This is a genomic window from Pseudescherichia sp. (genome assembly GCF_031998825.1).
Taxonomy (GTDB): Bacteria; Pseudomonadota; Gammaproteobacteria; order Enterobacterales; family Enterobacteriaceae; genus Pseudescherichia.
Window position 1 is genome coordinate 1 of record NZ_DAMACX010000078.1, and the last position, 12,358, is coordinate 12,358.

Consider the following 12,358-nt stretch of genomic DNA (forward strand, 5'->3'; position numbering starts at 1 on the left):
GGCAGGATCATATGCGCCAGCGCATCGATAAAGTTGCCCTCTTCGCCCCAGATAGCGGTGTCGATCAGCATAAAACCGGTGAGCGGATTGCTGTCGTCAAGGAACACCATATCGCTGACGCGCCCGGAAACGGGGGTCAGGTTGAGCTGCACCGAGACCAGCATGATCAGCATCATGCCCCACCAGAAGATCGGCATGGAGTAGCCGGTCAGGGCCAGGCCCACTGCGGTGTGGTCAAAAATGGAGCCACGCTTCACGGCGGCAAGAACGCCCACCGGAATACCGACGGCCACGGCAAAAATCATGGCGCAGACACCGAGCTCCAGCGTCGCTTGAAAACGCGGCACGAACTCTTCCCACACCGGAAGACGGCTTTTCAGTGAAATCCCTAAGTCGCCGTGCAGAACGCCCCAAACGTAGTTGACGTACTGCTGCCACAGCGGCTTGTTGAGGCCCAGCTCAGCCAGCAGCTGCGCATGGCGCTCAGGGGAGATACCACGCTCACCCGCCATGATCATCACCGGGTCACCGGGGATCATATGGACAAAGGCAAAGGTGAGAAGGGTGATACCGATAAACGTCGGGATAACCAATCCCAGACGTCGGAGGATGAACTGCAACATAACCCGGATTCTCTCTGATGACGCACGCCCAGTGACGTAACGTCTGCATTGCTCACAAATCTAACGCCGGGTGGCGCTTCGCTTACCCGGCCTACACTCGTAGGCCCGCGCAAGCGTAGCGCCGCCGGGCATGGGGTGCGGCTGCACCCCTTACGCTTTTTATTATTCGACAGACACGTTTTCGAAGTGGTGTTTGCCTAATGGATCAACAACGTAGCCTTTCACCTCTTTACGCACTGGCTCGTACACGGTGGAGTGAGCGATGATCAGCGCCGGAGCCTGATCGTGCATGACCACCTGAGCCTGCTTGTAAAGCTCGATACGCTTGTTGTGATCGTCAGCGGCGCGCGCCGGCTGGATCAGATCTTCAAACGGCTTATAGCACCAGCGAGAGTAGTTAGAGCCTTGTTTTGCCGCATCGCAGCTGAACAGGGTGGCGAAGAAGTTGTCCGGATCCCCATTGTCCCCGGTCCAGCCCATCATCACCGCCTGGTGCTCGCCTGCTTTAGCACGCTTCAGGTACTCACCCCACTCGTAGGTCACGATTTTGGCCTGAACGCCAATCTTCGCCCAGTCAGCCTGAATCATCTCAGCCATGCGGCGAGCGTTCGGGTTGTACGGACGCTGGACCGGCATCGCCCACAGCTCAACGGTGAAGCCTTTATCCTGACCGGCTTCTTTCAGCAGCTGTTTAGCCTTCTCAACGTCGTAAGTATAATCCTTAACGTCGTCGTTATAGCCCCACATGGTCGGTGGGATCAGGTTTTTCGCCGCGGTGCCCGCGCCCTGGTAAACAGCTTTGATGATCGCCTCTTTGTTGACCGCATAGGTCAGCGCCTGGCGTACTTTCACATCATCAAACGGTTTTTTCTCGGTGTTGAAAGAGAGGTAGCCCACGTTCAGGCCCGCCTGCTCCATCAGGTTCAGGTTTTTATCCTGCTTCATACGTGCGATATCAGCCGGGTTCGGATACGGCATGACCTGGCACTCGTTTTTCTGCAGTTTTGCATAGCGTACAGAGGCGTCAGGCGTGATGGAGAAGACCAGACGATCGATCTGCGGCTTGGTGCCCCAGAAGCCTTCAAACGCTTTGTACAGGATGCGAGAATCTTTCTGGTACTGCAGCAGCTGGAACGGACCGGTACCGATTGGGTTCAGGTCGATTTTTTCCGGCGTGCCGGCCTTCAGCATATTATCGGCATACTCTTTTGACATGATGGATGCGAAGTCCATCGCCAGGTCGGCCAGGAACGGTGCTTCCGGACGCGAAAGAATAAACTGAACGGTATGATCGTCCACTTTTTTCACTTCGCTAATCAGGTCCGGCAGGCCCATGCCTTCGAAGTATTCGTAGCTGCCGCCAGACACTTTGTGGTACGGGTTTTCAGCATTTTTCTGGCGATCGAAGGAGAAGACGACGTCGTCTGCATTAAATTCACGCGTCGGTTTAAACTCTTTATTATCCTGCCACTTCACGCCCTGACGCAGGTGGAAAGTATAGGTTTTACCGTCTTCGCTAACGTCCCACTTTTCAGCCAGGCCCGGGATTACTTCAGTGGTGCCCGTTTTGAACTCAACCAGACGGTTATAGATCGGTACTGAGCTGGCGTCATAGGTTGTGCCAGACGTAAAGAGCTGCGGGTTAAACCCCTCCGGCGAGCCTTCAGAACAGTAAACCAGGGTTTTTGCCTGCACACTTGCTGCGACGGTCAGAGCCACCAGGCTGAGACCAAGCTTCAGCATCCCTGACTTCTTCAAGGAAATACTCATTATTCTGCTCCAATGTGATATGTGTTGTTTACCCGTTGCAGCGGGTATAACCGACAAACCTTTATTTATTTTTTACCGGTCTGGTCGGCGGTGCCCAAAGGCAGCTTAAGGGGAGGTGATTCCGTTCAACAGGTTGACTGAGTTGCAGTGCAGATTCTCCATGAAATGCCCCTCATGCCCTACAATCTGTCAACAGAATGTCAAAACGTCAATACAGGTAACCGGGTTTTACAACGAAGGTGAGAATTAACAAACAAAGCGTAAAAAAAGCGCAATCCGCTATTTCCAGCAGAGAAATTTGTGCTATGGCCTGCATGGCAGGACGATTAACTCCTCAGACCACGTGAACCAGCGTTTTGCGTTAGCAAATATTGTGAAAAAATTCTGACAGGATGATGAATATCTGAGCGATTAATACCGCGAACGTTAAAACGCACAGCGGAAAATGCTGAGTTAGCCATAAGCAACGCGAAAAAAGATTCATCTATATATAAATAAATACAATGGAATATGTCACAAAACGGTTAACAAACGGCGTAAAAAGTCGGCGGGACGATCACGCCCGGCGGCGTAAACTTGCCGGGCCTACATGGTGCACAGTTTTGCCCTTGTCGGCCAGGTAAGGCGGAGCCGCCACTCGGCGAAACGATGCAGACCCGGGCAGGGAGTTCAGTCAGGCTCAGATGCAAAAAAGCCTGCTCTTAGAGCAGGCTTTTCGAATTTGGTCGGTGATAGAGGATTACTCGTCACTGCGTGACTCGCCCTGCGGGTCGTTGCTAAAGCAACGCTCTCTCGCTGCGCTCGAGTCGAACCTCCCTGCCCCCGGAGGTTCTCATCCTCACTGGCTGCAGAAAGCAAAAAGCCTGCTCTTAGAGCAGGCTTTTCGAATTTGGTCGGTGATAGAGGATTCGAACCTCCGACCCCTTCGTCCCGAACGAAGTGCGCTACCAGGCTGCGCCAATCACCGAATGCGGGGCGCATCTTACTGCTGACAACCCCGACCGTCAATCCCTTATTGTAAAAAAGCCATTCGATCGGTGAGAAACTCACCATGTGATCTAGTTGGCTTTCGCAACCTTATCTGGCACTCGACACCAGTTGTTGTTCTGGTTAATCCCACCGTTCGGCGAGGTGTAGCCCAGACAGCCCATGATGGTGTCATACAGCTCAACGTGGCGGCGCGGAACCTTCATCTCCGCCTGCTTCTTGAGCTGAGCAAACATCTTCGCTTTCTCCGGGTTCTCCAGATATTTGTCAGACATCCACACCATCATCGGCACGCGGAACTGCTCCGGCGGCGCCATGTTGCGCGGCGTACCGTGAAGGTGCTCACGCTCGTTGATCGACTCACCGTGGTCGGCCGCGTAGAAGACAATCGCCTTCTTATCCCGTACCTGATCGATAACCTTAGTAATAAAGCTGTCGACATAGGTCACCGAGTTGTCATAGGCGTTGATCAGCTCCTGCTTGCTGCACTCTTTATCAATGCCTACACACTCCGGCGTCCACTGCGCATAGCTGCGCGGATAACGCTGCACGTAGTTGTAGTGCGACCCTTTGGTATGCAGCACAATCAGATGCTTGCCGGTTGGGTTGTTCTGCAACGCAATGTTAGTCTCATCCAGCAGCAGCATGTCGTCAACGTGCTTGCCCCGGTTGCGCGGCTCAGCGCCAATCTGCTCACGATAGCTGATGTTATCCGCCATGGTGTTGCTGTAGAACCACATCTCGCTCTGCATCGCATAGAGATCCGAGGCAAATCCGAGCTGTTTAAGCACCGCAAAAATATTCTGCTCCTTCAGGGTGCGCTGCGGGTTCTCATCCGCCCCGCCCTGCCGGACAAACATACAGCGCAGCGAGAGCTTGGTCGCCGTATCGCAGGAGTAGCCGCGGAACGCCGCCAGGTTCTTCTCCTGGGCAAGCTTAGGCGTAGTGTTACGCTCGTAGCCGAAGATACCCATATGATCCCAGCGGGTGGTCTCACCGATGATAAAGATCACGGTGGTATCCTCCAGGTCCTTTGGTGGCACGTAGGTGAACTTCGTCGCCGGGTTCATCAGCGACTTGTTGTCGGAAGACTCATCCACCTGCGCCCAGGCGTAAAGCCCCAGCGCCGAAAGCCAGTTAGAAGGCAGATAAGAGTTTGCCACCACGCCGCCGTAGCTCGGCATATCAACGCCGGTGCTGCGCTCGACCTTCTTCTGCTGAATGTCCATCAGACGGATCGGACCCCAGACCATCAGCCCGGCGAGTACGACCAGCGTCACGCTGCGCAGGCGCTGTCCCGGCGTACGCAGCTGACGTAGTAGCGTGTAGCGACAGCGGTTGCTCCAGATGAAGAGCAGCGGCAGCGCGCTAACGGCCACCAGCCAGAGCACGAAGTGCAGGCCCACCACCTCTTTCGAGAGGTCGATATCCGTGGTCATCACCGAGGCAATAATGCCGTAGCCAATCACCACGTTCAGGAAGGTCATGTAGTAGCTGGCCCCGGCGGAGAAGAGCACCAGCAGGGTGGCCAGCACGCGCCATACGCGGCGGCCAAAGAGCGAAAGCACACGGAGTAAAAAGAAGGTAATCAGTACCGTGCCAAACAGTTCAATGGCTACGGCGCAGGCTTTTGAAAAGGTAAAATCTTGCGCATAGCTGTCGAAGCGGCGGAAGAAGACGGCGCAGTTCATAAACAGGCCGATGTATAACGCCAGCAGGAAGCTAAGCCTCTGCTGCGTCATGACTTTGATATATCTCATGCAAGCTGCCCTGTAAAAAGGGAATCAATAAAAGCACCCGCATACTGTGTCTTTCACCAGCAGGCAGGTTAATAGAGTGCGTTGGAAGTCAAACCAGGTAACTTCTTAAAGCGCGGCATAGTAGACCACAAGGCTTCAAAAAAGTGTCATGGGGAATGTGATCCGGTCAGATATTTACAAAAATATGACCGGATCGGGTCAGGCAGAAAAGAGATTAAGAGGTGATAACGTTCAGGGTAACGTCAATGTTGTCGCGCGTGGCGTTAGAGTAAGGACAGACAACATGCGCTTTTTGCACCAGCTCTTCTGCTTCCTGGCGATCCATTCCCGGCAGGTGAATATCCAGCTGGGCTTCGATGCCAAAGCCGGTGGGGATCGGACCGATACCTACCTGCCCTTCTATATAGGCATCCTGCGGAATCTTTTTCTGTTCTTGCGAGGCGACGTGCTTCAACGCGCCGAGGAAGCAGGCCGAGTAGCCAGCGGCAAACAGCTGCTCCGGGTTGGTCGCTTCACCGCCTGCCCCGCCCATCTCTTTGGGTACGCCGAGTTTGATATCCAGCACGCCATCGGACGAGACAGCGCGGCCATCACGGCCGCCGGTTGCTTTTGCTTTCGCGCGGTAAACCACTTTTTCTAAAGACATAGGGTGACTCCTTTTTGTTGGAAGCGCTAATCACTAAAGATAGTCGCTGTCACCCGTCCTGGTAGGTTTACCGCACGAAAAGCCGTCAGGCGTGCGCCTGTTTGTATACTTTGCTCTGCGGCTGGCGGATGGTAGTGGAGAGCGCCAGGGAGAGGATCAGCAGGGCAAAAATCACGCAGAAGGTGATGTAGAAACCGCCGAACAGCGAGGCGATAATCGAGCCGCAGATGCTGCCGATACCGAAGCCTAAGTAGATGACGCCGTAGTTTTTCGCCAGGTTGTTCAGACCAAAGAACTCGCTCACCAGCGACGGGAATACGGTAATGGTGCCGCCGAAGTTAAAGGCGACGCAGGCAATCGCCGCGAAGAAGGTCACTGCGTTGAGCGGAGCAAACAGCAGCGCGGCCATCCCCACCAGCGACACCACCTGGCCGATAGTGATCACACGGATACGGGCGATCTTGTCAGAGAGGATGCCCAGCACCAGACGGCCCGTCAGGTTAGCGATAGCAATCACCGTTACCGCGTTGGCTGCGGTAGCCATATCCAGATGCACCATGCCCTGAGCGATATCTTTTGCCACGCCAATAACGTACAGGCCGCTCATGCAGGCGGTCAGGAACATCACCGCCAGCATCCAGTACTGCGGTTTGCGCATCGACTGGGCCAGGGTGAAATCATTTTCGACTACGCCGTTGGTCATCGTCACTTTCTGCTGCGGAGCATCTTTCATCAGCGTCGCACCGAACAGGATCATCCCCATCACAATCGCGCCCCAGATCATAAAGGTGCTCTCCAGCCCCACGGTCGCCAGCAGATGGCTGTCGATAAACTTGAAGCCAAGGCTGCCAAGGCCGTAGGAGCCAATGGCGAAGGCTGAGATTAGCCCCTTACGCTCCGGGAAGTATTTAACGCAGTTGGAGAGGGTCAGCAGGTAGCCTGCGCCATCGGCCAGGCCGACCAGCACGCCAGCGCTCAGCCAGAGCATCATCAGGTTGTTAGCGTGGGCGGTAAGCATTAAGCCGACGCCAAGCAGGATGCCGGACGCCATCGTGACGCGCTTAACGCCAAAACGCTCCTGCAGCTTTCCGGCTACCGACGAGGAGATCGCCAGGCCCAGGCTGAGCAGACCAAAGGAGAAAGCGACCTGGCTTACTGGCTCATCGAGCTTTTCTGCCAGCGCGCTGTTGAACAGGCTCCATGTGTAGACCGATCCTAAGGCAAACTGGGTGATGATGGTGCCGACAAGGGTTAGCCAGCGGGTGCGATTTGCGGTTGATGTGTTCATGGCAGTCTTCCTGCGTAAGGAAATGAAGAAATTCTCTGCCGTCAACGATAGCGAAGCGCATTTCATGCCGGGTGAAAAAAGGCATGAAATGCAGCGAGAAGGGAATGAAATGCCTTGGAGAGGGAATGAATGGCAGCACCTTTTTGTACCACTGCGTTTTTTACAGGGTAAGTTAGTGCGTACTATCAACCTCAGGCGCGCCAGCCATGTAGTCTAAATGTTATTCGTTTGTTTAAAACAGGCGTTAGAAACGTGCGCTAACGCCCATGCTGTAGAGATAGTTTTGCCCGGTCACGTCGTTTTCCGACTGAGACATAGCGGCGTAGGCCGCAAGGTGCGGATTGAGCAGCATGTCCGCGCCAAAGGTGACGTCCATCCAGTTGCCATACTGGCTGGAGGCAGAGAGGCGATTGAGGCCGGACTGGCTCTTCCACAGGTTCTCGCCAAACTGCTGGTTATAGCTGATTTGCGCCCACGATCGGAGATCGCCAAAGCGACTATCTACCCGCCAGCCTACAGAGCTGACGCTGGCATGCCACAGCGGATCGCTGAACTGCAAATTGGCCGGGCCATCACCAAATTCGTTAAACATCGTCGAGGCAGAGCTGTCGTAATGCCAGACGGCCACCGGCCCGGTGGTGACGCTGTAAGCCAGTGGAAAATTCCACCCCATGCTCATCGTACTTGTGGCGTCGAGTGGGTTATCATCGGGCAGGTTAAAGGTTGCACCAGGCAGATTCTGTCCTGACCGGATGCGCTCCTCCAGAATATCGTCATAGCGTGGTTGGTGATCGCTATCCCATGTATAGCGATCGGTCGTATTACTTTGCGGGTCGGTCACGATATATTCCTGCTGCCAGGCCTGCGCCGTGTGACAAAAAAACAGGCAAACAGACGCTAACGCCAGGCGGCGGCCACTGAATTTCTTATTGTTCATCAATGCGACTCCAGGAGAGAGCCGAATTCGGCATTATTGTTATCGTTCTTGGTGGGCTTAAGACCCTGTATTAAATATTGTCTCTTTACCAGGCACGTCAAGCCAGCGGCAGTGATTTCTTTTGTGATTCATAGCAACAAAGGGAGAAGAAAATGCAACGTTGTGGCTGGGTCAGTCAGGACCCGTTGTACATTGACTATCACGACAGGGAGTGGGGCGTTGCGCAGACCGACGGCCAGAAGCTGTTTGAGATGATCTGCCTTGAAGGCCAGCAGGCCGGACTATCATGGATCACGGTGCTGAAAAAGCGAGAAAATTACCGCCGCTGCTTCCACCATTTCGATCCGCAGCGCGTGGCCGCAATGCAGGAGGAGGACGTTGAGCGTCTGATGCTGGACGCGGGTATCATCCGCCACCGGGGAAAGATCCAGGCCATTATCGGCAACGCCCGCGCCTACCTGGCGATGGCGGAGAACGGTGAGTCCTTTACCGAATTTGTCTGGTCCTTTGCCGGTAGCCCGCCGCGGGTCACCCAGGCGGTCACTCTGAGCGAGATCCCCACCTCAACCCCTGAGTCAGACGCCCTGTCAAAGGCGCTGAAGAAGCGCGGCTTTAAGTTTGTCGGCACCACTATCTGCTACTCGTTTATGCAGGCCTGTGGCCTGGTCAACGATCATATTATCGGCTGTTTCTGCCATCCAGGAGGCGAGGATGATCCACGAATGGCATCGTAAAGATAGCGCCCCGCTGCTGCGGCTGTGGCTGGAGAGCACCACCTTTGCCCACCCCTTTATCCGGGAGAGCTACTGGCAGGAGAGTACCGCCATGGTGCGGGATGTTTACCTCGCCAACGCCACCACCTGGGTGTGGGAGGAGCAGGAGACGCTACAGGGATTTGTCAGCGTGATGGATGCGCGCTTTGTCGGCGCTCTCTTTGTACGCCCTGCCGCTATCGGCAGGGGTATTGGTCGGGCGCTGCTGGAGCACGTTATGCAGCTCCACCCCCAGCTTAGCCTGGAGGTGTACCAGAAGAACACCCGGGCGGTGCACTTCTACCATGCCTGCGGGTTCCGCATTGAGGACAGCGCCTGGCAGGATGAAACGCAGCACCCGACGTGGATTATGAGCTGGCAGGCGGATCAAACGCCGTAAGCGTCAGCGCAGGACCGGTGTACTTCTCTACCCATGCCAGGGCGGTATTACCCGCGCAGCCGTTACCCAGCCGCGAGGTGGGGAGATCCTTAGTCAGCACGTTGACCGCGCCGTTTTTACAGATGCCCCCCGCCGCTGGGTCGAGATCCGGCCAGCCGCCTTCGTGAATGCAGATCACCCCTGGACGGATGCCCTCGGTCACTACCGCACCCGCCAGCACCTGCCCGCGCCCGTTCCAGACGCGTACCACGTCACCTGCAACAATCCCGCGCGCCTGCGCATCCTGTGGATGCAGGGTGATAGGCTCACGCCCGGCAACCGCGTACCGCTCGCGCAGATCGCTGTAGCTTAGCTGGCTGTGCAGACGGTGCGCCGGATGGGCCGAGAGCACCTGCAATTGTCCAGACTCCGCGTTGCCGTGCCACTCCACCGGCGCAAGCCACATCGGGTGCGGCGGGCAGTCGACGTAGCCGTATCCGGCAATGCGCTTTGAGTAGATCTCGATTTTGCCGCTGTCTGTTTTCAGCGGATTGGCCTGCGGATCGCGGCGGAAGTCTGCAAAACGCACAAAGCGCGCGTTCTGCTCGCTCTCCGGCATCTCAATCAGCTGGTTCGCTTCCCAGAACTCAGCGAACGGCGGCAGGGTCACGCCCTGGCTGGCTCCGCGCTGGCCCGCAATCTCGTAGAAGGTTTGCAGCCATTGCAGATCGGTTTTGCCCTCGGTAAAGCGCTCCCGGCCCCCCTCTTCCCAACGTTTGCTCAGGTCGGCGAAGATCTCGAGATCGTCCCGGGCTTCGTCCTGCGGAGCAACTACCTGCTTCATCGGCACCAGATGCTGGTTGCTGTAGTCGCCGGTCATGGTGAGATCGTTACGCTCAAAGGAGGTGGTGGCAGGCAGGACGATATCCGCATGCTTCGCCGCTGCGGTCCAGTAGCACTCGGAGATCACCACCAGCTCCGGCTTCTGCCAGGCGCGGATCAGCCGGTTGGTATCCTGATGATGGGTAAAGTTTGCGCCACCCGCCCACCAGATAAAACGAATGTCCGGGAAGTGCCTGTCCATGCCGTTATGCTGGTACGCGCCGCCGGGGTTTTCCAGCGCCTCGACGATACGCGCCACCGGAATTTTGTCTACCGCATCGACGCCGCCCTGCACGCTACCCTGCATTGAGGCCAGCACCGCCGCTCGCCGCGTCGGGTTGCCGCCGTTAGCAAAGTGGTAGGAGAGACCAAATCCGCCGCCCGGCGTGCCGATCTGCCCCAGCATCGCCGCCAGGGTCACCAGCATCCAGTGTTTCTGCTCGCCATACTGCTGACGCTGCATCCCCCAGCCAGACATCAGCATGGTGGTGTTTTCATGGAACAGCTGCGCCAGCTCGCGAATTTTCTCTGCCTCGATGCCGCAGATGGCTGCCGCCCACTCGGCGGTTTTCGCTACGCCGTCGCTCTCGCCGCTCAGGTAGGCAGCAAACACCTCATAGCCCTCGGTGCAGCGCGCCAGGAAATCGCTATCCTGCCAACCGTTCTCCAGCAGGGTATGAGCGATGCCGAGCATCAGCGCTACGTCGGTGCCCATATGCGGCGCGATCCACTCCATGCTGTCACCAAAGAAATCGACCGTTTCCGATCGCATAGGATCGATGCAGATCAGCCGTTTGCCGCTGCGGCGCAGCCGATCAAAAAAGGCGATGCCCTGCTCATCCGATGCGTTCCAGGCGATTTTAAGGGTATTGAGCGGGTTAGCGCTCCAGAGCACCACTACCTCGCTGTGCTCCAGCACCAGCGGCCAGCTGGTCTGCTGCTGATAGACCTCGTTGCCGCCCACGACATAGGGCATGATCGCCTGTGCTGCGCCGGTGGAGTAATCCCCCAGATGACCGGTATAGCCGCCCGCAAGGCTCATATAGCGCTGGAGCAGCGTCGCCGCCTTGTGCAGCACGCCGTTGGATCGCCAGCCGTAGGAGCCGGCAAAGATAGATGACGGACCGTAGCTGTCGCGAATGCGCTTATGCTGGGCGTGGATCAGATCCAATGCCTCGTTCCAGCTAACGCGGACAAACTCATCCTGGCCGCGAACGCCCTGCGGGCTATCCGGCGAGGCGAGAAAGCCTTTGCGCACCATGGGAAAACGCACCCGGGTCTTGCTGTGAACCTGGTCGCGCACCGCCGTCTGGAGCGAGTTCGGGTGGGAGGTCGGCAGCGCGCCGCGTGAGTTCAGAACCTGTACGCCATCGGTTTCAACCAGCATTGGCCCCCAGTGGGCTGCGGTCAGAACCGTTTTAATCGATGTGTTTGCCAAAGCGCGTGCTCTCCGGTCGTAGATGCAGGTGTGATGGTCCTTTATACAGGCCATTCAATGTTATTTACAAAATTCGGATTCTTTCCGGAAATTTTCACCCTATTCAGGCGTCATAATCAACCACCACCTTGCAGTGGCTTAGAACGAAAACGCATTTAAGGATAAACGATGAAAAAACGCGTCATTATGATTGCCGCCGCGGTATGCGGTGCGCTGGCAATTTCTGGCTGTACGACTAACCCCTACACCGGCGAACGTGAAGCAGGAAAATCTGGCATCGGCGCGGGCATTGGCTCGCTGGTCGGCGCAGGCGTAGGCGTCCTCTCCTCCTCGAAGAAAGATCGCGGCAAAGGCGCGCTGATTGGCGCAGCAGCAGGCGCGGCGCTCGGCGGCGGGGCGGGCTACTACATGGACGTGCAGGAAGCTAAACTGCGCGAGAAAATGCAGGGAACCGGCGTCAGCGTGACGCGAAACGGCGACAACATCGTGCTTAACATGCCGAACAATGTCACCTTTGACAGCAGCAGCGCCACCCTGAAAGCGGCGGGTGCCAACACCCTGACCGGCGTGGCGATGGTGCTGAAAGAGTATGAAAAAACCGCGGTGAACGTGCTGGGTTATACCGACAGCACCGGCAGCCAGGATCTGAACATGCGTCTCTCCCAGCAGCGTGCCGACGCGGTAGCCAGCGCGCTGATCACTCAGAGCGTCGCGGCAAATCGCATTCGCACCAGCGGCATGGGTCCGGCCAATCCGATCGCCAGCAACAGCACGGCAGAAGGCAAAGCGCAGAACCGTCGCGTTGAGATCACCTTAAGCCCGGTGCAGTAAGTAAAAGCAAAACGGCAACCTGGTTGCCATTTTTAGTGTTTGCACCCTCTCCTCGTGGGAGAGGG

Annotated in this window: 11 protein-coding genes, 1 tRNA gene and 1 other RNA gene; 4 read left to right on the forward strand and 9 right to left on the reverse strand. The window is 56.6% G+C overall.

From position 1 onward, the window contains the following. The 7 genes from RTP97_RS20390 to RTP97_RS20420 all read right to left on the reverse strand — a co-directional run. Nucleotides 1–623: ABC transporter permease subunit (locus RTP97_RS20390; RefSeq protein WP_312416876.1), on the reverse strand; the 623-nt coding region annotated here is incomplete at its 3' end. A gap of 162 nt (nt 624–785) precedes the next feature. Beyond that, nucleotides 786–2,393 (reverse strand): dipeptide ABC transporter periplasmic-binding protein DppA, encoded by a 1,608-nt coding sequence (gene dppA, locus RTP97_RS20395; protein WP_312416878.1) that lies wholly within the window; start codon nt 2,391–2,393, stop codon nt 786–788. A gap of 722 nt (nt 2,394–3,115) precedes the next feature. Continuing rightward, a non-coding RNA gene (locus RTP97_RS20400) (RtT sRNA) lies at nt 3,116–3,249 on the reverse strand. A 34-nt stretch (nt 3,250–3,283) separates the two neighbouring features. Then, nucleotides 3,284–3,360: transfer RNA gene (locus tag RTP97_RS20405), tRNA-Pro, on the reverse strand. Nucleotides 3,361–3,451: 91 nt separating this feature from the next. Continuing rightward, entirely contained in the window at nt 3,452–5,140 is a 1,689-nt protein-coding gene (gene eptB, locus RTP97_RS20410; RefSeq protein WP_312416879.1) for a kdo(2)-lipid A phosphoethanolamine 7''-transferase, read from the reverse strand. Nucleotides 5,141–5,354: 214 nt separating this feature from the next. Next, nucleotides 5,355–5,786 (reverse strand): organic hydroperoxide resistance protein, encoded by a 432-nt coding sequence (locus tag RTP97_RS20415; protein WP_042394035.1) that lies wholly within the window; start codon nt 5,784–5,786, stop codon nt 5,355–5,357. 85 nt (nt 5,787–5,871) lie between these two features. Then, complete coding sequence (locus RTP97_RS20420) at nt 5,872–7,074, reverse strand: MFS transporter (RefSeq protein WP_312416880.1); 1,203 nt, start codon at nt 7,072–7,074, stop codon at nt 5,872–5,874. Between RTP97_RS20420 and RTP97_RS20425 the strand changes: the two genes are divergently transcribed. Further along, nucleotides 7,073–7,291, forward strand: a complete 219-nt coding sequence (locus tag RTP97_RS20425; protein WP_312416882.1) for a hypothetical protein — start codon at nt 7,073–7,075, stop codon at nt 7,289–7,291. The two genes, RTP97_RS20420 and RTP97_RS20425, sit on opposite strands and share 2 nt — an antisense overlap. A 27-nt stretch (nt 7,292–7,318) precedes the next feature. On the opposite strand, the gene RTP97_RS20430 is transcribed toward RTP97_RS20425, so the two are convergent. Continuing rightward, nucleotides 7,319–8,011, reverse strand: a complete 693-nt coding sequence (locus RTP97_RS20430) for an autotransporter outer membrane beta-barrel domain-containing protein (protein ID WP_312416883.1) — start codon at nt 8,009–8,011, stop codon at nt 7,319–7,321. 152 nt (nt 8,012–8,163) lie between these two features. Here RTP97_RS20430 and tag point away from each other — a divergent pair, with 152 nt between their 5' ends. Continuing rightward, nucleotides 8,164–8,745: a DNA-3-methyladenine glycosylase I gene (gene tag, locus RTP97_RS20435; protein ID WP_312416885.1), complete on the forward strand. Its 582-nt coding sequence runs from the start codon at nt 8,164–8,166 to the stop codon at nt 8,743–8,745. Continuing rightward, a complete protein-coding gene (locus RTP97_RS20440) occupies nt 8,723–9,163 on the forward strand; it encodes an N-acetyltransferase (protein WP_312416887.1) in 441 nt (146 codons plus the stop codon). The genes tag and RTP97_RS20440 overlap by 23 nt, the downstream gene beginning before the upstream one ends. Here RTP97_RS20440 and RTP97_RS20445 read toward each other — a convergent pair. Beyond that, on the reverse strand, nt 9,132–11,516 hold the full coding sequence (locus tag RTP97_RS20445; RefSeq protein ID WP_312416889.1) for a molybdopterin guanine dinucleotide-containing S/N-oxide reductase: 2,385 nt from the start codon (nt 11,514–11,516) through the stop codon (nt 9,132–9,134). The two genes, RTP97_RS20440 and RTP97_RS20445, sit on opposite strands and share 32 nt — an antisense overlap. 114 nt (nt 11,517–11,630) lie before the next feature. Here RTP97_RS20445 and RTP97_RS20450 point away from each other — a divergent pair, with 114 nt between their 5' ends. After that, on the forward strand, nt 11,631–12,293 hold the full coding sequence (locus tag RTP97_RS20450) for an OmpA family lipoprotein (protein ID WP_312416891.1): 663 nt from the start codon (nt 11,631–11,633) through the stop codon (nt 12,291–12,293). The last annotated feature ends 65 nt before the right edge of the window (nt 12,294–12,358 follow it).

What these genes read in the sequence shown, in the direction of transcription:
- dppA (WP_312416878.1), bottom strand. Translation starts at nt 2,393, where the DNA reads ATGAGTATTTCCTTGAAGAAGTCAGGGATGCTGAAGCTTGGTCTCAGC.
- eptB (WP_312416879.1), bottom strand. Translation starts at nt 5,140, where the DNA reads ATGAGATATATCAAAGTCATGACGCAGCAGAGGCTTAGCTTCCTGCTG.
- RTP97_RS20415 (WP_042394035.1), bottom strand. Translation starts at nt 5,786, where the DNA reads ATGTCTTTAGAAAAAGTGGTTTACCGCGCGAAAGCAAAAGCAACCGGC.
- RTP97_RS20425 (WP_312416882.1), top strand. Translation starts at nt 7,073, where the DNA reads ATGGCAGTCTTCCTGCGTAAGGAAATGAAGAAATTCTCTGCCGTCAAC.
- RTP97_RS20420 (WP_312416880.1), bottom strand. Translation starts at nt 7,074, where the DNA reads ATGAACACATCAACCGCAAATCGCACCCGCTGGCTAACCCTTGTCGGC.
- RTP97_RS20430 (WP_312416883.1), bottom strand. Translation starts at nt 8,011, where the DNA reads ATGAACAATAAGAAATTCAGTGGCCGCCGCCTGGCGTTAGCGTCTGTT.
- tag (WP_312416885.1), top strand. Translation starts at nt 8,164, where the DNA reads ATGCAACGTTGTGGCTGGGTCAGTCAGGACCCGTTGTACATTGACTAT.
- RTP97_RS20440 (WP_312416887.1), top strand. Translation starts at nt 8,723, where the DNA reads ATGATCCACGAATGGCATCGTAAAGATAGCGCCCCGCTGCTGCGGCTG.
- RTP97_RS20445 (WP_312416889.1), bottom strand. Translation starts at nt 11,516, where the DNA reads ATGGCCTGTATAAAGGACCATCACACCTGCATCTACGACCGGAGAGCA.
- RTP97_RS20450 (WP_312416891.1), top strand. Translation starts at nt 11,631, where the DNA reads ATGAAAAAACGCGTCATTATGATTGCCGCCGCGGTATGCGGTGCGCTG.